The sequence below is a fragment of the Ramlibacter sp. 2FC genome, assembly GCF_005503345.1.
Lineage (GTDB): Bacteria > Pseudomonadota > Gammaproteobacteria > Burkholderiales > Burkholderiaceae_C > SCMQ01.
Window position 1 is genome coordinate 196,176 of record NZ_SCMM01000001.1, and the last position, 22,268, is coordinate 218,443.

The 22,268-nt window shown below is 66.1% G+C and carries 16 protein-coding genes and 1 pseudogene; 16 read left to right on the forward strand and 1 reads right to left on the reverse strand.

Going from position 1 to position 22,268, the window contains the following annotated elements:
- The first annotated feature begins 12 nt into the window (after positions 1 to 12).
- The 9 genes from FFS10_RS01010 to FFS10_RS01055 all read left to right on the forward strand — a co-directional run bounded on the left by FFS10_RS01010 (position 13) and on the right by FFS10_RS01055 (position 13,281).
- Positions 13 to 3,423 (forward strand): adenylate/guanylate cyclase domain-containing protein, encoded by a 3,411-nt coding sequence (locus FFS10_RS01010; protein ID WP_137890639.1) that lies wholly within the window; start codon positions 13 to 15, stop codon positions 3,421 to 3,423.
- A 588-nt stretch (positions 3,424 to 4,011) separates the two neighbouring features.
- Positions 4,012 to 5,181: an acyl-CoA dehydrogenase family protein gene (locus FFS10_RS01020; protein WP_137890547.1), complete on the forward strand. Its 1,170-nt coding sequence runs from the start codon at positions 4,012 to 4,014 to the stop codon at positions 5,179 to 5,181.
- Positions 5,182 to 5,194: 13 nt separating this feature from the next.
- Positions 5,195 to 5,995 carry a TIGR03084 family metal-binding protein gene (locus FFS10_RS01025; RefSeq protein WP_137890549.1) on the forward strand — a complete coding sequence of 267 codons (801 nt, stop codon included), beginning with the start codon at positions 5,195 to 5,197 and terminating at the stop codon, positions 5,993 to 5,995.
- Between the two features lie 9 nt (positions 5,996 to 6,004).
- On the forward strand, positions 6,005 to 6,877 hold the full coding sequence (locus FFS10_RS01030) for a phosphatidylglycerol lysyltransferase domain-containing protein (RefSeq protein WP_137890551.1): 873 nt from the start codon (positions 6,005 to 6,007) through the stop codon (positions 6,875 to 6,877).
- 57 nt (positions 6,878 to 6,934) lie between these two features.
- Complete coding sequence (locus FFS10_RS01035; RefSeq protein WP_137890553.1) at positions 6,935 to 8,551, forward strand: acyl-CoA carboxylase subunit beta; 1,617 nt, start codon at positions 6,935 to 6,937, stop codon at positions 8,549 to 8,551.
- 1 nt (position 8,552) lies between these two features.
- A complete protein-coding gene (locus FFS10_RS01040; RefSeq protein WP_137890555.1) occupies positions 8,553 to 9,707 on the forward strand; it encodes an acyl-CoA dehydrogenase family protein in 1,155 nt (384 codons plus the stop codon).
- 1 nt (position 9,708) lies between these two features.
- Positions 9,709 to 11,703, forward strand: a complete 1,995-nt coding sequence (locus FFS10_RS01045; protein ID WP_137890557.1) for an acetyl/propionyl/methylcrotonyl-CoA carboxylase subunit alpha — start codon at positions 9,709 to 9,711, stop codon at positions 11,701 to 11,703.
- Positions 11,700 to 12,479 carry an enoyl-CoA hydratase/isomerase family protein gene (locus tag FFS10_RS01050; RefSeq protein WP_137890559.1) on the forward strand — a complete coding sequence of 260 codons (780 nt, stop codon included), beginning with the start codon at positions 11,700 to 11,702 and terminating at the stop codon, positions 12,477 to 12,479. Before FFS10_RS01045 ends, FFS10_RS01050 begins: the two co-directional genes overlap by 4 nt.
- Before the next feature lie 16 nt (positions 12,480 to 12,495).
- On the forward strand, positions 12,496 to 13,281 hold the full coding sequence (locus FFS10_RS01055; protein ID WP_171015976.1) for an enoyl-CoA hydratase-related protein: 786 nt from the start codon (positions 12,496 to 12,498) through the stop codon (positions 13,279 to 13,281).
- Between the two features lie 4 nt (positions 13,282 to 13,285).
- Here FFS10_RS01055 and FFS10_RS01060 read toward each other — a convergent pair.
- Positions 13,286 to 13,489: pseudogene (locus FFS10_RS01060) on the reverse strand (MFS transporter); the annotation flags it as partial.
- Here FFS10_RS01060 and FFS10_RS23115 point away from each other — a divergent pair.
- The 7 genes from FFS10_RS23115 (at position 13,425) to FFS10_RS01095 (ending at position 22,268) form a co-directional block, all read left to right on the forward strand.
- Positions 13,425 to 13,712 carry a hypothetical protein gene (locus FFS10_RS23115; RefSeq protein WP_137890563.1) on the forward strand — a complete coding sequence of 96 codons (288 nt, stop codon included), beginning with the start codon at positions 13,425 to 13,427 and terminating at the stop codon, positions 13,710 to 13,712. The pseudogene FFS10_RS01060 and the gene FFS10_RS23115 overlap by 65 nt on opposite strands.
- A complete protein-coding gene (locus tag FFS10_RS01070; protein ID WP_137890565.1) occupies positions 13,667 to 14,824 on the forward strand; it encodes an NAD(P)-dependent alcohol dehydrogenase in 1,158 nt (385 codons plus the stop codon). The genes FFS10_RS23115 and FFS10_RS01070 overlap by 46 nt, the downstream gene beginning before the upstream one ends.
- A 147-nt stretch (positions 14,825 to 14,971) precedes the next feature.
- Positions 14,972 to 15,793 carry a helix-turn-helix transcriptional regulator gene (locus FFS10_RS01075; protein WP_249931111.1) on the forward strand — a complete coding sequence of 274 codons (822 nt, stop codon included), beginning with the start codon at positions 14,972 to 14,974 and terminating at the stop codon, positions 15,791 to 15,793.
- Between the two features lie 125 nt (positions 15,794 to 15,918).
- Entirely contained in the window at positions 15,919 to 17,478 is a 1,560-nt protein-coding gene (locus FFS10_RS01080; protein ID WP_249931112.1) for a class I adenylate-forming enzyme family protein, read from the forward strand.
- Between the two features lie 57 nt (positions 17,479 to 17,535).
- Positions 17,536 to 18,963: an aldehyde dehydrogenase family protein gene (locus tag FFS10_RS01085; RefSeq protein WP_137890569.1), complete on the forward strand. Its 1,428-nt coding sequence runs from the start codon at positions 17,536 to 17,538 to the stop codon at positions 18,961 to 18,963.
- A gap of 41 nt (positions 18,964 to 19,004) precedes the next feature.
- Positions 19,005 to 20,897 carry a DUF1302 domain-containing protein gene (locus FFS10_RS01090; protein ID WP_137890571.1) on the forward strand — a complete coding sequence of 631 codons (1,893 nt, stop codon included), beginning with the start codon at positions 19,005 to 19,007 and terminating at the stop codon, positions 20,895 to 20,897.
- Positions 20,898 to 20,918: 21 nt separating this feature from the next.
- Positions 20,919 to 22,268 (forward strand): DUF1329 domain-containing protein, encoded by a 1,350-nt coding sequence (locus FFS10_RS01095; RefSeq protein WP_137890573.1) that lies wholly within the window; start codon positions 20,919 to 20,921, stop codon positions 22,266 to 22,268.

Here is a 22,268-nt window from a genome sequence, read left to right on the forward strand (position 1 = left end):
AAGGTGGACCCCATGCGCTGCACCAGCTGTGGGTTCGAGAATCCGGCAGGCGCCAAGTTCTGCGAGGAATGCGGTGCCAGACTGGTGCGTGTCTGCCCGGCCTGCGGACACGAGGCTGGTGCGAGCGCCAAGTTCTGCAGCGAATGCGGCGCACCATTGGGCGGGCCGCCCTCGAGCGCGCCCGCGACCGGCGCACCCATCGACTACACCCCCGCCCATCTGGCCGAGCGCATCCGCGCCGCCCAGGCCGCGATGGCCGCGCGCGGCGCGGGGGGTGGCGAGCGCAAGACCATCACCGCGCTGTTCGCCGACATGGCCGGCTCGACCGCGCTGATCCAGGACCTCGACCCGGAAGACGCGCGCCGCCTGCTCGACCCCGTGCTGGCGCTGATGATGGACGCCGTGCACCACTATGAAGGCTATGTGGCCAAGTCCATGGGCGACGGCATCCTGGCCTTGTTCGGCGCGCCGATCGCGCACGAGGACCATGCGCAGCGCGCCCTGCTGGCGGCGCTGCGCATGCAGGAGGAGATGCGCCGCTACGCCGACGGCGTGCGGCAGGCCCAGGGCATTGCGCTGCAGATCCGCGTCGGCGTCAATTCCGGCGAGGTCCTGGTGCGCGCGATACGCACCGACGACCTGCACATCGACTACGACCCGGTGGGAAACTCGATCCACATCGCTTCGCGCATGGAAGGCATCGCGGTGCCCGGCTCCATCGTCGCGAGCGAAGACACGCACAAGCTGAGCGAGGGCTATTTCGCGTTCAAGCCGCTCGGCGCGACGTCGATCAAGGGGCTCACCGAACCGCTGCCCATCTTCGAAGTGCAGGGCCTGGGCCCGCTGCGCACCCGGCTGCAGGTGGCAGGCAGCCGCGGGCTGGCGCATTTCGTCGGCCGTGTCCGCGAGCTCGAGCAGCTGCGCGAGGCGCGGGCGCGCGCACATGCCGGGCATGGCCAGATCGTCGGCGTGGTCGGCGAACCTGGGGTCGGCAAGTCGCGCCTGTGCCACGAGTTCAGGCTGCTCGCGCCGCGCGAAGCCCTGGTGCTCGAGACCTTCTCGGTTTCGCACGGCAAGGCCTATCCCTATCTGCCGCTGATCGAGCTGCTGAAGAACTACTGCCAGATCACCGCGCAGGACGACGAGCGCCGGCGGCGCGAGAAGCTCACCGGCAAGCTGCTGACCCTGGACCGCGCGCTGGAAGACAGCCTGCCTTACCTGTCCCTGCTGCTGGGGATCGCCGAGCCCGGCTCGGCCCTGGCGCAGATGAACCCGCAGATCCGCCGCCAGCGCAGCTTCGAGGCGGTCAAGCGGCTGCTGGTGCGCGAGAGCCTGGCCCAGCCGCTGGAGCTGATCGTCGAGGACCTGCAGTGGCTGGACAGCGAGACCGAGGCCTTCCTCGGCTTTCTCGGCGAGAGCGTGGCCAACGCCCGCATCCTGCTGCTGGTCAACTACCGGCCCGAGTACCGCCACGATTGGGGGAACAAGAGCTACTACACCCAGCTTCGACTCGATCCCTTGGGCGAAGCCGAGGCCCGCGAGCTTCTGCACGAGCTGCTGGGCGCGGACACGGGGCTGGCCCCGCTCGAGCAGCGGATCCTGCAGCAGACCGAAGGCAACCCCTTCTTCATCGAGGAGCTGGTACAGACACTGGTCGAGGAGGGGGCGCTGCGCGGCGAGCGCGGGCATTACCGTCTCGAGAAGATACCGACCGCTCTGCACATCCCGACCACGGTGCAAGGCGTTCTCGCCGCCCGCATCGACCGGTTGGAGCCGGCCGAAAAGGCGCTGCTGCAGACCCTGGCCGTGATCGGCAAGGCCTTCCCCTGGAGCCTGGTCGCGCGCGTGGTCGACCTGCCCGAGGCCAGGCTCAAGAGCCTGCTCGCGCGGCTGCAGGCCGGGGAGTTCATCTACGAGCAACCGGCGTTTCCGGAAGTGGAGTACTGCTTCAAGCATGGGCTGACCCAGGAGGTGAGCTACGGCTCGCTGCTGATCGAGCGGCGCCGCGCGCTGCACGAGCGCACGGGCCAGGCCATCGAAGCCCTGCACAAAGACCAGCTCGAAGAGCACTGCAGCGAGCTGGCCCATCATTTCAGCCGCAGCGGCAACGCGGCCAAGGCGGTGGAATACCTGCATTGCGCCGGGCGCCAGGCGGTGCAGCGCTCGGCCGAAGCCGAAGCGGTCGCCCACCTCACCAGGGCCCTGGCCTTGCTCGAGACCCAGCCCGATGGTCCCGAGCGCACCAGGCAGGAACTCGCGCTGCAGCTCACCCTCGGCCCGGCCTGGATGGCCGCCAAGGGGTTCGCTGCCCCGGAGGTGGAGGCGACCTACGAGCGGGCGCTGGCGCTGTGCCGCCAGCTCGGGGAAACGGTCCAGCTTTTTCCCGCCCTGCTGGGGCTGCGCACGTTTTACATGGTCCGTGCGGAACTCCCGACCGCACGCAAGCTGGGCGAGCAGCTGCTTGCGCTGGCTCAAAAGGAGCAAGACCCAGCCTTGCTCGTGCAAGCCCATCGGGCCTTGGGCAGCAGCTTGTTCGATCTCGGCGAGCTGGACGCTGCTCGGGCGCATCTGGAGCAGGCCTTGGCCCTCTACCAGCCTCGGCAGCACGACTCGCCCGCCATCTTCCACGGACTGGATCCCGGCGTGTTGGGGCTGGGCTTCTTCGCCATGGACCTGTGGCTGGCGGGCTACCCGGATCAGGGCCTGGCGCGCAGCCAGGCAGCGCTCGATCTGGCTCAGACCCTCTCACATCCTGCTGCCTCGGCCGATGCCCTGGTCTTCGCCGCCGAGCTTCATCTGTACCGCCGCGAGGCCCAGCCGTCGCGTGAGCTTGCAGAGGCACTCATCGCGCTCGCGACCGAGCACGGCCTCCCCTTCTGGTTGGCCTACGGAATCATCCTCTCGGGCTGGGCGCTGGTCGAGCAGGGACGAGCAGCAGAGGGCATAGAACAGATGCAGCAGGGCTTGAGCGCCTACCGGGCCACCGGCGCGGAGTTTCATCGGACGCATTTCCTGGCGCTGCTGGCCGAAGCCTACGCCAGAGCGGGGCAGGTCGAGGCAGGCCTCCAGACGCTGACCGAGGCGCTGGCCACGGTGGAGCGCACGCAGGAGCGCGTGTACGAGGCGGAGCTGTACCGGCTCAAGGGAGAACTGACGCTGCTGCAGCCAAACCGCGAGGGCGAGGAGCCCGGTGGCAGGGGCGAAGCCGAAGCCTGCTTCCAGCAAGCCATCGCGATCGCGAGGCGCCAGGGCGCCCGGTCCCTGGAACTGCGCGCGCTGATCGCCTTGAGCCGGCTGCGGCGGCAGCAGGGCCAGCCGGGAGACGCACGCCGGATGCTGGCCGAGGCCTACGACTGGTTCACCGAAGGCTTCGACACCGCGGACCTGCGGGAGGCGAAGGTGCTGCTTGACGAGCTGACTTGAAGCAGCCGTCGTGGCAAGGCAATACGCTGTGCATGATCGGCGTCTTGGATGAGGCACTGGCCGGATTCTTGCGCGTGCATTGTTCGGGCAGAGCGAGGAACTGGGCCGCCAGCATGTTGGCGCGCGGCGTGACCATCACAACCTGCTGCCCGGCACCTTCGACATCGCGCGCCTGGCCAAGCACCCGGCCCACCGCTTTGGCCAGCCTGATGAGCTCGGCGACACCTGCGCCTACCTTTGCAGCGCGCACGCCGGCTACATCAACGGGCATGCTGATGGACTGGGGCGTTTCCGGGCGTGTTCTGAGGCATTGCTGCGCGCGAAGGATGCACGCCTCCACCTTCCGCCGGGCCGACGCGTGTTGCACGCGTTCTGTGGTCCGCGCTCGTGGGCGGGCCCATGGGCCGGCTGGCTTGGGGGCGTCAGCACCGCGTGCCTCATAGCAGGCGAACCCGTCACGGTGCTAATGCCGGAGCGTTGCGGTATTGGGCGGTTGACGGTGCGGCATAGCCAGTTTCCGCAAGCCGGCGGGCAGCCGTTTGGGCATCATTGGGTTTCCCCGTCCGCGTCCATCGGAAAGAAAACACCATGCTCGACGCCCCGCCGCTCGGTCACTACTTCAGTTCCGAACACGAACTGTTTCGTGCCGCGCTACGGGATTTCGTCACGCGCGAGATCACGCCGCACGTCAACGACTGGGACGAGGCCGGCAGCTTCCCTCGAGATCTGTACCGCCGAGCGGCTGAGCTCGGCCTGCAGGGCATTGGCGTGCCCGAAGCCTATGGCGGTACGCCGGGCGACATCTTCTTCAAGATCGTCATTGCCGAGGAGCTGGCGCGCTGCGGCAGCGGCGGGCTGCAGGCCTCGCTGGGTTCGCACACCATTGGCCTGCCACCGGTGGTCGCCGCAGGTACCGAAGCACTCAAGGAGCGCGTGGTACCTGCCGTCGTCTCGGGCGAGGCCATCATTGCGCTGGCCATCACCGAGCCTGGCGGAGGATCCGACGTTGCCAGCTTGAAGACCACCGCCGCGCGTGACGGCGATCACTACATCGTCAACGGAGAAAAGACCTTCATCACCTCGGGGATGCGCGCCGATTTCATCACCACCGCAGTGCGAACCGATCCAACCAACAAGGGGGCCGGCGGCGTCTCCATGCTGCTGATCGATGGCGACACGCCGGGTCTGACGCGTACCGAGCTCAAGAAGATGGGCTGGTGGGCCTCGGACACGGCGCATCTGCATTTCGACAATGTCCGTGTCCCGGTGGGCAACCTGCTGGGTGCGGAGGGGAAGGGCTTCCCGATCATCATGAACAACTTCAATAGCGAGCGCCTGTTCATGTCGGCCCTGGCCTGCGGCTTTGCCGAGGTTTGCTTGACGGAAGCGCTCGAATGGGCGCGACAGCGCAAGACCTTCGGCGCGCCGCTGTCGGAGCGCCAGGTCATTCGCCACAAGCTGGTCGACATGATGGCGCGCATCGATGCGGCGCGCAGCCTGCTGTACGAGCTGGCCTACCGCATCGAGCACAGGGCTGCCGACCCGGCGCAGCTGGTGGCGCGTATCTGCATGCTGAAAGTCGTGGCGACGCAGGCGATGCAGTACTGCGCCGACCAGGCGGTGCAGATTCTCGGGGGCATGGGATTCATGCGCGGCACGCAGAGCGAACGTATTTACCGCGAGGTCAAGGTCATGATGATCGGCGGCGGTGCCGAGGAGATCATGAAAGATCTGGCTGCACGCCAACTGGGCATCTAGGGAGTGCAAGGCAATGAAAGACGCCTGCGCCGACCTGTTGGCCGAATACCGCGACCTGGCCGAACTGGCCCAGGCGCTGACGCCCGCGCAGTGGCAGGCGAACACGGCCTTCCATGGCTGGACGCCCTGGGACCAGGTCGCGCACCTGTGCTACTTTGACGAGACCGCGCTGCAATCGGCCACCGACCCCGATGCCTTCGCGCGAGACGCGATGGCGCTGGGGGCCCGCTTGGCGCGCGGCGAGGCCATCGGCGCCGTGGCACGCGCAAGATATGCCAATCTGGACGGCCCGGCACTGGCGGCGCGCTGGCGCGATACGTTCGAGGATCTGGTAGCCGTGTTGTCGCGGCTGGATCCAAAGGCGCGTCTGCCGTGGTATGGGCCGCCGATGAGTGCACGATCCTTTGCCAGCGCGCGCCTGATGGAAACCTGGGCTCACGGCCAGGATGTCTGGGACCTGCTGCGCCGCAAGCGCGCAGCCACGGCGCGCCTGAAACACATTGCCCACATCGGCGTCACCACCTTCGGCTGGACTTTCGCCAACCGGAAGCTGCCGGTGCCGGCGGTACAAGCATTTGTCGAGCTGGCAGCGCCCGGCGGTGGCGTATGGACCTGGGGCGACCCTGATAGCCCAGACTTCGTGCGCGGCCCAGCCGAGGACTTCTGCCTGCTGGTCACGCAGCGTCGTCACCTCGACGACACCGGCCTGGAGTACAGCGCGGGCGCTGTACAGCAATGGCTGTCGATGGCCCAATGTTTTGCCGGGCCACCGGCCGACGGACCTCCGCCCGGGGGGCGCGTGGTGCAAAGCTGATTTCACGGCATGGATGCAGCGCGGCCACTGGATCCGGACCTGCCGCCGGAGATTGACAAGGCGCTGCGCCGCCTGCGCGAGGGCATGGCTGAAGCCTGTTTGTCAGAGTTCTCGTTCACCAACCTGTATCTGTTTCGACGCGAGCACGATTACCGCTACCTGGCCGGAGAGCACCCGTGCGTCTCAGGACGCACCTACGACGGCGCTAGGCACCTGCTGCCGCTGTTCCCTCTGCATGAGGCTCCGCCAGCGACGCTCTGCCGCCTGCTGGCCGAGCATGATTGCTTCTATCCGCTGGCGCATTCGCAGGTAGCGCGGCTCGATCCGCAGTGTTTCGCAGCCAGCGCATCACGGGACGACGCCGATTACCTGTACCGCGCCGACAGCTTCCGCCACTACCGCGGCAGCGTGCTGGCCAAGAAGCGCAACCTGATGAAGCAGTTGCTGGCCAGCGGCAGCGTGCGCGCGAGCCGCTATTCGCAGGCCTGGCACGCCGACGCATTGGCCGTTCTCGAGGGGTGGATGGCCGACAAAGGCAAGCAGCCAGGCGAAGCGGACCAACTGGCCGGCATCGAAGCTCTGGCGCGGGCCGATCAGCTTGGCCTGGAAGGCTTCGTCTATCACCTCGATGGACAGCCGGCCGGCTTCCTGCTTGCCGAGGAAGTGCAGGCCGGCGTCTTCGTCATGCGCTTTGCGAAGGGACTGGATGCCTTCAAGGGCATCTACCAGTACATGTTTCAGCACTTTTGCGCCAGCTTCGACAGGCCCGTGCATTGGCTCAATTTCGAGCAGGACCTTGGCATGGCCAATTTCCGTCATACCAAGCTCTCTTACCAGCCGGCCGCGCTGCTGAGCAAGTTCCGGGTGCGGCCCGCGCGCTGAGCGTCTAGCCAGAACACGCAAGACGGCGGGGCGCTGTCCCGGTACGCTGGAGTCACTATGGCACTGATCGAATCCACCATCTCACCCAGCGCTGAGGCTTTTCAGTCCAATCGCAGCGGCATGCTGGCGCTCCTCGATCGCCTCCGTTCCATCGAGGCGCGCACGGTCAAGGCTTCCGAGGCCTCGCGCGAGCGCTTCGAAAAGCGCGGGCAGCTGCTGCCGCGCGAGCGGCTGGCGCTGCTGCTCGACCCGGGAGCGCCCTTCCTCGAGCTGTCGACCCTGGCGGGCTTCGGGTGCGACAGCCCCGATCCCGAGAAGAGCGTCGCCGGCGGCGGGGTCATTTCGGGCATCGGGTATGTCTCTGGTATCCGCTGCATGGTCACGGCGTCCGATGCCGGTATCGATGCGGGTGCGCTGCAACCAATGGGCCTGGACAAGCAGCTGCGCGTTCAGGAACTGGCGCTGGAGAATCGCCTGCCCTATGTGCAATTGGTCGAAAGCGCAGGCGCCAACCTGATGGCCTACCGTGTCGAGGAGTTCGTCCGCGGCGGCAACCTGTTCCGGAACCTGGCGCGCCTGTCGGCCGCTGGCCTGCCGGTCGTGACCGTGACGCACGGCTCGTCGACGGCGGGCGGCGCCTATCAGACCGGCCTGTCGGACTACATCGTGATGGTGCGCGATCGCTCGCGGGCCTTCCTGGCCGGCCCCCCGCTGCTGAAGGCAGCCACCGGCGAGGTCGCCACGGAAGAAGACCTCGGCGGCGCCGTGATGCACACCTCCATCTCCGGCCTGGGCGACTACTTGGCCGAGGATGACCGCGATGCCCTGCGCATCGCCCGCGAAATCATGGCCACGATCGACTGGAACCGCGAACTGCCGCACGAGCGGCGCAGCTTCAAGCCGCCGCGCTACGACGCCGAGGAGCTGCTCGGCATCATGCCGATGGACCACAAGCGTCCGGTCGACATGAAGCAGGTGATCGCGCGCATCGCCGACGACTCCGAGTTCCTCGAGTTCGGCGAGAACTATGGTTCCGCCACCGTCTGCGGAACGATCAAGATCGAAGGCTGGCCGCTTGGCGTTGTCACCAACAACGGGCCGATCGACGTGGCCGGCGCCAACAAGGCTACGCACTTCATCCAGGCCTGCTGCCAGGCGCGCACACCCATCGTGTACCTCAACAACACGACCGGCTTCATGGTAGGCCGCGCCACCGAACAGGCCGGCATGATCAAGCATGGCTCCAAGATGATCCAGGCGGTGGCCAGCGCCACGGTGCCGCAGTTCACCATCTACTGCGGCGCCTCCTTCGGTGCGGGTAACTACGGCATGTGCGGCCGCGGCTTCCATCCGCGCTTTTGCTTCTCGTGGCCGAACGCCAAAACGGCGGTGATGGGCGGCGAGCAGGCGGCCAGGACCATGGCCATCGTCACCGAGGCGGCGATGAAGCGCAAGGGCGCGGTCGACCAGGCCAAGCTCGACGAGTTGCAGCGCAAGATCATCGACCGCTTCGACCGTCAGATGAGCGTGTTCACCACCAGCGCGCTGCTGCTCGACGACGGCGTAATCGACCCACGCGACACCCGCGCCGTGCTGGCCAAGGTGATGTCGATCTGCCGCGACGCAGAGGCCAAGACGCCGCAACCCATGCAGTTTTCCGTCGCGAGGCCCTGAGATGCAGCTGACTCCCGAACACGAGGCGCTGCGCGACACCGCGCGCCGCTTCATCGACGAACAGATCAGCCCCCATGTCGATGCGTGGGAGGACGCCGAAATCTTCCCGGCACACGAGCTGTTCCGCAAGATGGGTGCGCTCGGCCTGCTTGGTGTGACCAAGCCGGTCGACAACGGCGGCATGGGCTTGAGCGCCTCGTTCGGCGCGGTGCTGGTCGAGGCCCTGGGCGACATCCATTGTGGCGGCGTGCCCATGGCCATCGGCGTGCAGACCGACATGGCCACGCCGGCGCTGGCGCACCGGGGCAGCGATTGGCTGCGCGAGCAATTCCTGGAGCCGGCCATCCGCGGAGAGTACGTGGCCTGCCTGGGCGTATCGGAGGCCGGCAGCGGTTCCGACGTGGCCTCGATCAAGACCACGGCACGCAAGGACGGCGACGACTATGTCATCAGCGGCGGCAAGATGTGGACCACCAACGGCACACAGGCCGACTTCTGTGTGGTGCTTGCCAATACCTCCGACGGACCGGTACACAAGAACAAATCGCTGATCGTCGTGCCGATAAAGACGCCTGGCGTCGAGGTCGCGAAGAAGATCCGCAAGATCGGCATGCACTCATCGGATACGGCGCAGCTGTACTTCGACGAGGTGCGCGTGCCGCAGCGGCACCGCATCGGCGAAGAAGGCATGGGCTTCATCTACCAGATGGAACAGTTCCAGCACGAGCGGCTCTGGGGCGCGCTGCACAACTGCGCCGTGCTGCGCAGGGCGATCGCCGTCACCATAGCCTACACGCGCGACCGCAAGGCCTTCGGCCGTGCCATCCTCGACAACCAGTGGGTGCACTACAAGCTGGCCGAGCTGCAGACCGAGGTCGAGGCCCTGCATGCGCTGTGCTGGAAGGTGGTCGAGACCATGGAACATGGGGGTGACGCCACCTACCTCGCGACAGCTGCCAAGCTGAAGGCGGGGCGGCTCGCACGCGAGGTCTCCGATAGCTGCCTGCAGTTCTGGGGCGGCATGGGCTATGCGCACGAGAGCGCCATCTCACGCATCTACCGCGACACCCGCCTGACCTCGATCGGCGGAGGGGCCGACGAAGTGATGCTGCAAATTCTCTGCAAATTCATGGGCACCTTTCCGGCCGGCAACTGATATGACGCACCCCACAAGCTTCCACAAGATCCTCATTGCCAACCGCGGCGAGATCGCCTTGCGCGTGATCCGCAGCGCGCGCGCGCTGGGCTACCGCACTGTGGCCGTGTACTCCAGCGCAGACGCCAAGTCGCTGCATGTCGCAAAGGCCGATCAAGCCGTTTGCATCGGCGAGCCCTTGCCCGCCCAGTCCTACCTGCGCATCGGCGCGATCATTGATGCTGCCAGGCAAAGCGGCGCCGACGCGGTGCATCCCGGCTACGGCTTCCTGGCCGAGAACGAGGAATTCGCGCAGGCTTGCCGAGACGCCGGGCTGGTGTTCATTGGACCGTCGCCCGAGGCGATCGTCGCGATGGGCGACAAGGCCGGCGCCAAGCGCCTGATGATCGAGGCCGGCGTGCCCTGCGTTCCCGGCTACCAAGGCGACGACCAGAGCGAGCTGCGCTTGAGCCAGGAGGCCGAGCGCATCGGCTTTCCGGTCATGATCAAGGCCACCGCGGGCGGCGGCGGGCGCGGCATGCGCCTGGTGTCTTCGGCCAGGGAGTTCCCCGAACTGCTCAAGAGCGCCAAGTCCGAGGCGAAGGGAGCATTCGGCGACGATACGGTGATCCTCGAGCGCGCCATCGTCGAGCCGCGCCATATCGAGATCCAGATCTTTGCCGACCGCCAAGGCAACGCCATTCACCTGGGCGAGCGCGACTGCTCGGTGCAGCGCCGCCACCAGAAGCTGATCGAGGAAGCGCCGTCGCCGGCGGTCACGCCCGAGCTGCGCGAACGCATGGGTGCCACCGCGGTGGCGGCCGTCAAGGCCATCCGCTATGAAGGCGCGGGTACGCTGGAGTTCCTGCTCGACCGCGAGGGCAACTACTACTTCATGGAAATGAACACGCGGCTGCAGGTGGAGCACCCGGTCACCGAAGCTGTCACCGGCCTCGACCTGGTGGAGCTCCAGCTGCGCGTTGCCGCCGGCGAGCCTCTGCCCTTGGCGCAGCGGGATGTGAAGTTCTCAGGTCATGCCATCGAGGTGCGGTTATGTGCCGAAGACGCCGACAAGGGCTTCATGCCCCAAAGCGGCACGATGGCGCTCTGGCAACCGAGTGCCGCCCTGCGCGTCGAGCATGCGTTGCGTCCCGGCTCGGACATCCCGCCTTACTACGACTCGATGGTCGCCAAGCTCATCAGCCATGGCCGCACGCGCGACGAGGCGCGCCGCAAGCTGGCGCGCGGCCTCGAAGACACGGTGGCACTGGGCGTCACGACGAACCAGGTCTTTCTCGGCCGCTGCCTTGCGCACCCGGTGTTCGCCGAAGGCGGGGCGACCACCGCGTTCATCGGCCAGAATGTCGACGCACTGCTGGCGCCGGACGACGGACTGCGTCTGCGCGCGGCCGCGGTGGCGGCGGTGCTGCTGCATGAAACCTCCGGCGATCGCACGCGGCTGCTGCGTGAATCGGGTCGGGCGCTGACCCACTCGCTGGTCATTCCGCTGCGTTTCGACGTCGACGGACGCAGGCAGGAAGGGGCGCTGAGCCTGAAGAGCCGTCAATGCTTCGCCGTGGCCCTGGAGGGCCACGATGTCGCGATCGAGCTGGTGGAACTGGCACGCGACCATGCGCGCATCGTCTGCGACGGCGTGATGGACAGCGCCGTGTTCCACCGCGACGGAACTCGTCTGCTGCTGCATTTCCGCGGCTGCCCCTTCGTGGTCGACGACCACTCGCGTGCCGCGGCGACGCGGCAGGGCGAGGGCGGCGGCGATGGCAAGCTGCGTGCGTCGATGAACGGCCGTGTGGTTGCCGTGCTGGTTGCGCCGGGCGATCAGGTCGAAGCGGGTCAGCCGATGGTCACGCTCGAAGCCATGAAGATGGAGCATATCCATGCGGCGCCGGTGGCCGGCAAGGTCACGGCGCTGCATGTTGCGACCGGCGACCAGGTCGCGGCCAGCCGCGTCGTCGCCGAAATCGAGCCGCTCACTCCTCAGAACCAAGACTCATGAACGACACTTCTGCAGTCCTGCGCGAAAAGCGCGGCCAAGCCTACTGGATCACCATCAACCGAGCGGACAAGCGCAATGCCATCAACGCCGAGGTGGTCGAAGGCATCCGCGCCGGTTACGCCGAGGCTCATGCCGATCCCGAGGTGCGCGTCATCGTGCTCACCGGCGCGGGCGACAAAGCCTTCTGTGCCGGCGGCGATCTGCAGCCGGGCAAGGGCTTTGCGTTCGACTTGGCCAGGCCCAACCTGGCCTATGCCGACATGATGCGCGAGGCGCAGAACGCCACGCTGCCTTGCATCGCGCGCGTCAACGGTGTGTGCATGGCCGGCGGCATGGGTCTTGTGGCGATGGTCGACCTGGCGGTCGCTGCCGACAACGTGCTGTTTGGCTTGCCTGAGGTGAAGGTTGGCGTGTTCCCGATGCAGGTGCTGAGCCTGCTGCAGAACCTCGTCCCGCGCCGCCTGGTGCAAGAGTGGTGCCTCAGCGGCGAGCCGTTCAGCGCCAGCGAGGCGCGTGAGGCCGGGCTGGTCAATCATCTCGTTCCTTTGAGCGAGCTCGATGCCAAGACCGACTGGCTGATCCAGCGCATCGCCGACAAGTCGCCCACGGCCATTCGTCGCGGCAAATACGCCATGCGCGCCATCGCGGCGATGTCCTTCGATGAAGCCATTGCCTACACGGAAAGTCAGATCGCGCTGCTGGCGATGACCGAGGATGCGAAGGAAGGCCTGGCAGCATTCAACGAGAAGCGCAAGCCGATGTGGACAGGACGCTGAAGCACAAGGAGCCGAGATGATCAAGACCAGCACGCATGACGGCATCACCACCATCGCATTCGACCGGCCCGAAACCTTGAACGCGCTGACCCGCGAGCTTGGAGAGCAGGCGCTGTGCGCGCTGCGCGATGCCGCGGCCAGCGGTGCGAAAGCGGTCGTTCTGACCGGCACCGGGCGTGCGTTCTCGGCCGGGGCCGATCTCGTGGGCTTTTCCGCTGTTGGCGCGCAGGGCGGTGAAGCGCTCGCACAAAGCGTTGGGCGCGACATGCGGGAGGCCATGAATCCGCTGAGCGAGGCGATCGCCGACTCGCCGATCCCGGTCATCAGCGCGGTCAATGGGCCTTGTGTCGGCGGCGGCGTCGGCATCGCGCTGGCGGCCGACGTCGCCATCGCTGCGCGGTCGGCCTACTTTCTCCTGCCACAGGTTACCCAGCTGGGCATCGTTCCCGATCTCGGGGCGACCTGGGCGCTGCCGCGCAAGCTGGGTCGCGCCCGCGCGCTCGGCGCTTCGCTGCTTGGCGAGCGCATTGATGCCGAACGCGCTGAAGCCTGGGGACTGATCTGGAAATGCGTCGACGATGCAGCGCTGATGGACGAAGCGATGGCCATCGCGCGGCAGCTCGCGCGCTCGCCTTCAGCTGCGGTACGCGCGACGCGGGCGCTGATCGACGCTGCGCCGAGCGCCACCTTACACACGCAGCTCGAGCAGGAACGCCTCTGCCAGGTCGAGTTCGTCGGGTCGGCGTTCTTCCGCGAAGCCGTTGCACGCTTCGTCACAGTGTCGTCAAATCTGGGGAGGTAGCCTCCACGCTGACCGCCAAACCACAGGCAACAGAAGCCGTCCGAAACAGCGCAACGCCAACGAGAAACACCCTCTTGCGCCCATGCTTGTCTGCCAACCCGCCGGATGGGATCAGCATCGCGGCATAGACCACGGTGTAGGCATTGAGAACCCACGAAAGGTCTGCCGCAGTGGCCTGCGGAAAACCTGCCCGCAAGGTGGAGATGGACGGGTCGGTCGATCACGTGGCCTGCTGCCTGCTCGCGTTGGGGCTGCAGCGGGGCGACCGCATCGGCGTGCTGGGTCTGATTGCGTTGATCGGCTGCCCCACGTCCTGGCTGGTTCACGCCTTCTTCAATCTCCTGCTCGCTTTCTCGTCAACCGCGCCACAGCGCAATCAAACGCCATGTCCATTGATCCCACCATCGGTCGCCCTCTTCAATCCGTGCTGAAGCCGCAGCGAATTCGCGCCGCACTGGTCCGCCAGGTCGGAGGTCCCTTCATCGTCGAAGACCTGTCGCTGTCGCCGCCAGGCCGCGGCGAAATCATGGTGCGCCTGCATGGCACGGGAATCTGCCATACCGACCTGGTTTGCCGAGACGGCTTTCCGGTGCCGCTACCCATCGTGCTGGGACACGAAGGCGCAGGCACTGTGGTGGCGCTGGGGGACGGGGTCGAGTCGCTGCAGGTCGGCGACCCGGTGGTGATGTCCTTCGGCAGCTGCGGCCAGTGCCCCAACTGCGCACGCCACCAGCCAGCGTACTGCCACAGCATGGTGCCAATCAACTTCGGCGGCCAGCGTTGGCCCGACGGCGGTACGGCGCTGCAGCAAGGCGACCGCCCGGTGCATGGCCATTTCTTCGACCAGTCTTCGTTCGCCACCTATGCGATCGGCCAAGCCCGAAGCGCGGTCAAAGTGGATCCCGACCTGCCGCTGCACCTGCTCGGGCCTCTGGCATGCAGCATGCAAACCGGCGCCGGTGCCGTGATGCGTTCGCTGCGACTGCAGCGCGACGAGAGCTTCGCGGTGTTCGGCGGCGGTGCCGTCGGGCTCAGCGCGGTGATGATGGCGCGGCATCTCGAGGCCAGCCATATTGTGGTCGTCGAGCCCGTGGCGGCAAGGCGAGCCCTGGCGCTGGAACTCGGCGCGACTGCGGCGATCGATCCGCGCAGCACCGGCGATGTCGTGACGGCGCTGCGCGAGGCCACCGGAGGAGGGGTGTACCGTGCTCTGGACACCACCGGCTTGCCGCAGGTCATCGAGCAGGCCTTCCAGGCGCTCGCGCCGAACGGCCTGCTGGGCTTGCTTGGCGTCTCGGCGCCGGATGCACAGCTGCCCGTGCGCATCATGGACCTGGTGCTCCGGGGAGCTGGCGTAAAGGCGATCCTCGAGGGGGACAGCGACCCGCAGACCTTCATTCCGCAGTTGCTGGCGCTGTATCGCTCCGGTCGTTTTCCCTTTGATCGGCTGGTGCGCACATACCCGTTCGAGGCCATCAACGAGGCCGCTCGCGCTGCGGCCAGCGGCGAGGTGATCAAGCCCGTGCTGCTGTTCGGCGCGTGAGGGTAAACACCGAGTCTTGCTCAGCGACCGTCCGGGTCGCTTAGCAAGCTGGCACAAGACTCAGGCGCATGCGCCGCCTAACATGTGTACAGCGTCATATCAAGGGCACGCCCAACATTCGGAGCGGCCCGTACAGGAGACAAACGCATGCGCTCTACGCCCGCACACCGCGCGTCCGATCGCTTGATGTGGATCACACCCGACCGGGTGTTCTACGTGGGGCTCCTCGGAGCGCCGTCGGTACGAACGATGGGCGCGGTAATCGCCTACGTGGCCGCGGAAGGGGCGATTCGCGTGAGCATTGACGGCGGTGAATGGCAGACCACCCAGCTGGCCGTGGTGCCGCCTTACGTTCCGCACCGTGTGATGTCCGAGGCTCGACTCATCCACATGGTCAAGCTGGAGGCGGAGACGGTGGACATGGCCCATCTGCCGGCGCCGATGGGGGCGTGTGGCGCCGTCGATGCGCCGTGGTTCGTCGAACGCGTTCGCCACCTCCATCGCGAGTTGAGCACGCAAGGGTGTGACATCGATCTGATGGCGCTCGATTTCGACAGAGTGTTCTTCGGCCAGGCGATTCCTTCGCAGCCTCTCGACCGCCGCATCCGCGCCGTGATCGATCGCATCAAGGCTGACCCCTCCGCGCCGTCGTGCGCCGAGACATGCGCCGAGCAGGTCCATCTGTCCTTCTCGCGCTTCCTGCATCTGTTCAAGCAGGAGGTGGGCATGCCCTTCCGCAGCTTCCGCACGTGGAAGCGGGCTCGAAGCCTCCTGCACCACGTCAACCGTGACTCCAACCTGGCGCATGTGGCCCTGGACACAGGTTACCCAGACTCCACTCACTTCAGCCACTCGATCCGCCAAGTCTACGGGCTGAAGCCGAAGGACATTTTTGCCGGTTCCCGTCGATTGGCGATCTACGCGCAGACCGCGCCTGCGTCATGCAGGACCGCTTTTTCTGCGGCCTGACTCCGTTCGATCGGACTCTTTTATTGACCACTTTTCGCAAGATGGTCCCCGAGCCACACGGTAGTCTGCCAAGGCTGCCTGCAATGCAGGGCACCGAAAAGGAATGAACGATGAAGGATTGTGTAGTGCAGACCGCCTCCTTGGGCGAATCGTTGAGGGAAGCTGCCAAGCGCTGGCCAGCGGCTCCCGCCTTCGTGGATGGAACGAGGAGTTGGTCGTTCTCGCAGATGGACGAGTCGGTCGATCGCGTGGCCTGCGGCCTGCTCGCGCTGGGGCTGCAGCGGGGCGACCGCATCGGCGTGCTGGGTCTGAACCAGATTGGTTGGCTGCAGTTGTTTCTCGCCGCAGCGCGCATCGGCGTATGCGTGGTCGCGCTGAGCGTACGCTATCGTGATCACGAGCTGCTGGGCATGCTCGGCGACAGCGGCGCGAAGGCGCTCTTCACGGTGCGCAACGCGGACGGCGTCGACTTCGTGGAAATGGTGCGAGGGGTGCGCGATCGGTTGGATCAGCTGGTCCATGTCGGCACGTTCGAGGCCGATTCGGAAGGCGCGCTGACGCTGGCGGCACTGGAGCGCACGCCCGTCGATGTACGACGCCTGGCGCAGGCGAGCGCCGCGGTGGGTGCGGACGATGCCGCGATGGTGATTTTCACGTCGGGTACAACCGGCCGCCCGAAGGGTGCCTTGCTCACGCATGGTTCGATGCTGGCTGCAGCGCGTGCCGAGGCCGAGCATCTGAACGTCGTGCCTGGCGATCATGTGAAAGTTGCAATGCCGCTGAACCATGTCGGGGGTATCACCTGCTGCATCCTGACGATGCTGCTGGGCGGGGCATCGAGCGAGCTGGTGCCTGCCTTCAAGGCGGAGGCGGTGTTGCAGATGATGGCGGCACGCCCGCCGACCGTGATCGTCGGCGTGCCAACGATGCTGACGCTGCTGTTGATGCACCGGGAGAAGGTGTCGGTGGACCTGTCGGGCGTGCGCCTGGTGATCACAGGGGGATCGAACGCCGACGGCGAGCTGCTCAGCCGGTTGATGGCGGCGATGCCCCGCGCCGCAGTGATGAATTTGTACGGCTTGTCCGAGTCGTCCGGCGCGCTCGTCATGACCCCGTGGAATGCCGATCGCGCTGCCGTGCTGTCCTCGATCGGCCGGCCATTGCCGGGCGTGGAAACGCGTGTCGTCGATTCGTCAGGGGTCGAGGTGCCGGGCGGCGAAGTCGGCGAACTGTGGTTCCGAGGCCTTGGCGTGGTCAAGGGCTATCTTGGCGGGGAGGCGACGGAGGGGTCGTTCGGGCCCGATGGTTGGCTGCGCACCGGCGACATGGGCTGCATCGACGAGAGCGGCTACATCCATCTGCGCGGCCGCAAGAAGGACATGTTCATCCAGGGCGGTTTCAACGTGTACCCGGCCGAGGTGGAGAACTTCATCGCCAGCCACCCCGCGGTGCTGATGGTGGCGGGGATTGGCGTGCCCGATCCAGTGATGGGCGAGATAGGGCGCTATCACGTGGTGCTGCGGCCCGGCGCAGCCCTGACAGCGGAGGAACTGTGCGCGTATTGCGCCCAGCATCTGGCCGACTACAAGGTGCCACGGCAGGTCGTGTTCCTCGACCAGTTGCCGCTCACTCCGACTGGCAAGGTGCACAAGGCTGCGTTGCGCGATGCAACTGGCAATCAATGAACCTCTCTGTGCAATAGCTCGCCACGGTATCACCCCTCGAAACACCCACCGTCCGATATGTCCTCCTCCACACTACCCGACACCTTCCTTCTTTCCATCGACGGCCAGGGAGTTGCCGGTCTTGACGAATTCGATGTGATCGACCCGGCCACGGAGGAGCTGGTCGCTCGATGTCCGGCAGCCGATGCCAGCATGCTGACAGCGGCGGTGGCCTCAGCGAGCCGCGCCTTCCCGGCCTGGCGATCCACTCCATGGAGCGAACGCAGCGCGGCCTTGAAGGCCCTGGGGCAGTTGCTGCAAACGCACCGCGAAACGCTGGTGACCTTGCTGGTGCGCGAACAGGGCAAACCGCGTGCGGCGGCCGAGTGGGAAATTGACGGGTCTGCGGCGTGGTTCGCGGGAATTGCCGAGCAGGCGCTCGAGGACGAGGAGCGCCCGATGCTGCCCGGCGTGAAGAGCATCCTCAGGCACATGCCGGTGGGCGTGGTCGCCGCGATCGTGCCGTGGAACTTCCCGATCCTGCTGGCCGTGTGGAAGATCGCGCCGGCCCTGCTCACGGGCAACACCATGGTGCTGAAGCCGTCGCCCTACACACCGCTGACCACTCTGCACTTCGGCCTGCTGGCGCAGAGCGTCCTGCCGCCGGGCGTGTTGAATGTGCTGGCCCTGCCGGACAGTCTCGCTCCGCGGCTGACCGAGCATCCCGATGTCGGGATGATTGCCTTCACCGGGTCGACCGAAACCGGCAAGAAGATCATGCGATCAGCCTCCGCGTCCATCAAGCGGGTGACGCTCGAGCTGGGCGGCAACGATCCGGCGATCGTCCTGCCGGACGCCGACGTCGAGGCGGCCGCGCCGGCCCTGTTCTGGGCGGCCTTCCAGAACAGCGCCCAATTCTGCGTGGCAAGCAAGCGGCTGTATGTGCACGAGTCGATCTACGACCGCTTCTGTGAAGCCCTGGTGGCGTATGCACGCACCGTGCAGGTGGGCAGCGGCTTGGACCCAGCTGCGGGCCTCGGACCGATTCAAAACCGCGTCCAGTTCAACAAGGTGCGCGACCTCATCGATGACAGCCGCCGAGCGGGCCACCGCTTCCTGCTGGGCGGTGAGGTGCAGGACGGGCCGGGGTATTTCGTCCCGGTCACGCTCATCGACAACCCGCCCGATCACGCGCGCTGCGTGGTCGAGGAGGCATTCGGACCCGTTCTGCCCATTCTGAAATACCGCGATATCGACGAAGTGATCGCGCGCGCAAACGCATCGCACTACGGTTTGGCCTCATCGGTGTGGGGGCGCGACGAGCAGGCTGCTGCGGACGTGGGTCGGCGCCTAGAGGCCGGCGTCGTGTGGATCAACTGCATTCACCAAATGAGCCCCGCCATTCCCATGGGGGGCGTCAAGCAATCGGGGTTCGGCGTGGAGAACGGTCCGGAAGGGCTGGCGCACTACTGCAACCTGCAAACCATCGTGCAAAAGGCTGGCTGATCCGAGCTCAAGGCCACCCATCAAAACAATAGGAGACAAACATGCCACATCATCCGCAAGTGTCTGCGCGTCCAACTACGCACCTTCCCGCCAAACGGCGCGTCGGCCCTTCCTCGGCCAGCCTCATTGCCGCAGCCATCCTGCTGCAGTACGGCGCTTCGGCCGGCGCTGGAACCATTGACCTGGGCGACGGCCTGGAGGCCGACTGGTCCCTCAACGCATCGTTCGCCAACGCCTGGCGCACAAGGAACCCTGACCCGGAGTTGATCGGCATCGGCGATGGCGGCAGCGCCTCGGCCTACACCGGCTCGGCAACCAAGAACTTCGACAAGGGCGACAACTTCACGCAGTTGCTGCGCATCGTGGGTGATGTCAATGTCCGCAAGGGCGACGACGGCCTGGTGCTGCGCGCCAAGGCATGGGACAACGTCCGACTCAGCAACCAGTCGGTCCCCTTCGGCGCACCGTCCAACGGCTTCGCCCCTAACACGCGCCTGAATGACGACGGCTTCGACACCCGGCTGTCGAAGTTCCGGGGCGCGGAGCTGCTCGATGCGTACGTCTACGGTGGATTCGACATCGCCGAGGGCTATGCGGCAAAGGTCAAGCTTGGCAGCCATGTCGTGAACTTTGGCGAGAGCCTGTTCGTGCCGGGCATCAACCAGTATTCGGTGCTGGACGTCAATGCCCTGCGCCAACCCGGTACACTGCTGAAGGAAGCGATCCTGCCGGCGCCGCAGCTGTCCTTCAATCTCGGCCTGCCCAATGGCGGCTCCGTCGAGGCGTTCTACAAATTGCGATGGGAGCGCACCAGCATCGACGGATGCGGCACCTACTGGTCGCCCTCCACTGCACTGAACTGCACGCAGGGCCAGGCCCTGGTCGCATCTGACGCCTTTGGCTCCTTTACCTCGGCTCAGTACGCCAATGGCGTGCCAGCGCTCGGCGGTCTCAACTTCAACTTCTCTCGCCTGCCCGATCGCACGCCAGGCCACAAGGGACAGTTCGGACTGGCTTACAAGCAGACGGTCGAAGCGATCGATACCGAGCTGGGTGCGTACTTCGTCAACTACAGCGCCCACCTGCCGAACCTCTCCGCTATCCGCGACCTGACCACCGTCCCTGGCTCGGCCTACTACTCGGCGGCGCCGCTAGGCTCTGCCTTCTGGGACTATTCGGCTCGCGACATCAAGGTCTTCGGCCTCAGCGGCTCGACGGTGGTGGGCGGTTGGGCCGTCGCCGGCGAGGCGTCCTACACCAAGGACTATCCGGTGCAGGTCAGTCCGGTCGACCTGTTCTTCGCTTTGGCCGTCCCGAACGGTGCCGGCGGTGTCGGCATCGGCCCCTTGGCGACACGTTATGGATCCGGTGCGGCGCCACTGGGCTCCAACGCCTACCTGCGCGGCTACGACCTGAAGAACCGAACGCAGCTGCAGGTCAACACGCTGAAGGTCGTGCCCAATGTGCTCGGCGCCACGGGCATGACGCTGCTGGCCGAGGCGGTGTACCAGCACTGGAGCGGCATCGGTAATCCGTTCACCGATGTGCGCTACGGCCGTGGCTTCGAGTACGGCGCGGCACAGGCGGCGTCGTTCGGCGGTGCCTGCCCCGCCGGCAACCCCGGCAACTGCACGACCGACGGTTACTTCACGTCGAACGCATTCGGCGTGCGAATGCTCGCCGAATTCGAGTATCCCAATGCAATCGGTGACATCACCCTGAAGCCGCGGGTGTACCTCGCCCAGGACATCTCTGGCTGGTCAGCCGACGGGATGTTCGTCAAAGACCGGCGCACCCTCAGCCTGGGGCTGCGCGCGGAGTACGCCAAGCGCTACTACGCGGACTTCAGCTACACCAGCTTCAACCGCAAAGCACGTTTCGACAGTTTCCATGACCGCGATTTCATTGGCCTGGTCATCGGCGCCGCGTTCTAACCCTTGACGGAGAATTTTTCGATGTACGGTATTCAGACCCCTCATACGCTTGTCGCCGTTGCGCTGCTCGCCGCAGCGCTGCAGGCCCATGCCAAGCTCTCCGCAGCCGAAGTGGAACGGCTGGGCAAGGACCTCACGTCCGTCGGCGCCGAAAAGGCCGGCAACAAGGACGGCAGCATCCCTGCCTGGGACGGCGGCCTGACGAAGGCCCCCGAGGGCTTCGATCCGAACAAGGGTTGGGCCAATCCGTACAAGGCCGACAAGCCGCTGTTCACGATCACCGGCGCCAATGCCGACCAGTACAAGGATCGCCTGGCAGCCGGGCAACTAGCGCTGCTCAAACGCTACCCGTCGTACAAGATGGTGGTCTATCCGACCCGCCGGAGTGCGGCGTCGCCGGCCTCCGTCTACGAAAACGTGAAGAAGGAGGCGGCCGCCGCGGACACCATCAACGATGGCAACTCGGTGGTCAACGTGGCCAGGAGCACGGTGCCGTTCCCGATTCCGAAAAGCGGCACCGAGGCCATCTGGAACCACATCTTCCGCTACCGGGGGATGACGATCAGCCGCACGGTGAGCGAGTTCCCCGTGAAGACGGATGGTGGCTTCACGCCGGTGAAGCGGTCGGAGGAAATCATCTTTCCCATAGGCATGGAACCACCGGTGCCCGACAAGCTGTTCCTGTACCAGACCCGCTTCACCGCACCGTCCAGCATCGCTGGTGAAATGATCCTGGCGCACGACTTCATCGACCAGTACAAGACGCCGCGGGCTGCGTGGGTCTACAACTCCGGCACCCGGCGCGTGCTGCGGGCCCCGGAGATCTCGTACGACTCGCCGCGCCAGGGTCTAGACGGGCTCAGCACCATCGACGACTACGATGGCTACAACGGGTCGCCGGATCGCTACGAGTGGAAGCTGCTGGGCAAGCGCGAGATGTTCATCTCGTACAACAACTACGCGCTGACCGACAAGGGCCTGAAGTACGCCGACCTGGTCAAGCCCGGCGTGATGAACCAGGACTACGTTCGCTATGAACTCCATCGGGTCTGGGCGGTGGAAGCCACGCTGCGCTCGGGCAAGAGCCACATCTACGCCAAACGCGTGTACTTCCTCGACGAGGACTCCTGGCAAGTAGCCCATGGCGATCTGTACGACGGCCGGGGCGAACTTTGGCGGGTGCTGGAGCAGTACGGCGTGCAGTACTACAACGCACCGGCCTTCTGGCTCGCTGGCTCGGCGCAGTACGACCTTCAGTCGCGCCGCTATGTCTCCAGCGGCCTGGCGAACGAGGAAAAGCCGATGCTGTTCGCGCCGAACATGAAACCGGACGCGTTCTCCCCCAGTGCGCTGCGCCGCGCGGGCAACTGA

Excerpts from the sequence above, each read along its gene's own strand:
- FFS10_RS01010 (WP_137890639.1), top strand. The coding sequence starts at position 13 with ATGCGCTGCACCAGCTGTGGGTTCGAGAATCCGGCAGGCGCCAAGTTC.
- FFS10_RS01020 (WP_137890547.1), top strand. The coding sequence starts at position 4,012 with ATGCTCGACGCCCCGCCGCTCGGTCACTACTTCAGTTCCGAACACGAA.
- FFS10_RS01025 (WP_137890549.1), top strand. The coding sequence starts at position 5,195 with ATGAAAGACGCCTGCGCCGACCTGTTGGCCGAATACCGCGACCTGGCC.
- FFS10_RS01030 (WP_137890551.1), top strand. The coding sequence starts at position 6,005 with ATGGATGCAGCGCGGCCACTGGATCCGGACCTGCCGCCGGAGATTGAC.
- FFS10_RS01035 (WP_137890553.1), top strand. The coding sequence starts at position 6,935 with ATGGCACTGATCGAATCCACCATCTCACCCAGCGCTGAGGCTTTTCAG.
- FFS10_RS01040 (WP_137890555.1), top strand. The coding sequence starts at position 8,553 with ATGCAGCTGACTCCCGAACACGAGGCGCTGCGCGACACCGCGCGCCGC.
- FFS10_RS01045 (WP_137890557.1), top strand. The coding sequence starts at position 9,709 with ATGACGCACCCCACAAGCTTCCACAAGATCCTCATTGCCAACCGCGGC.
- FFS10_RS01050 (WP_137890559.1), top strand. The coding sequence starts at position 11,700 with ATGAACGACACTTCTGCAGTCCTGCGCGAAAAGCGCGGCCAAGCCTAC.
- FFS10_RS01055 (WP_171015976.1), top strand. The coding sequence starts at position 12,496 with ATGATCAAGACCAGCACGCATGACGGCATCACCACCATCGCATTCGAC.
- FFS10_RS01070 (WP_137890565.1), top strand. The coding sequence starts at position 13,667 with ATGTCCATTGATCCCACCATCGGTCGCCCTCTTCAATCCGTGCTGAAG.
- FFS10_RS01075 (WP_249931111.1), top strand. The coding sequence starts at position 14,972 with ATGCGCTCTACGCCCGCACACCGCGCGTCCGATCGCTTGATGTGGATC.
- FFS10_RS01085 (WP_137890569.1), top strand. The coding sequence starts at position 17,536 with ATGTCCTCCTCCACACTACCCGACACCTTCCTTCTTTCCATCGACGGC.
- FFS10_RS01090 (WP_137890571.1), top strand. The coding sequence starts at position 19,005 with ATGCCACATCATCCGCAAGTGTCTGCGCGTCCAACTACGCACCTTCCC.
- FFS10_RS01095 (WP_137890573.1), top strand. The coding sequence starts at position 20,919 with ATGTACGGTATTCAGACCCCTCATACGCTTGTCGCCGTTGCGCTGCTC.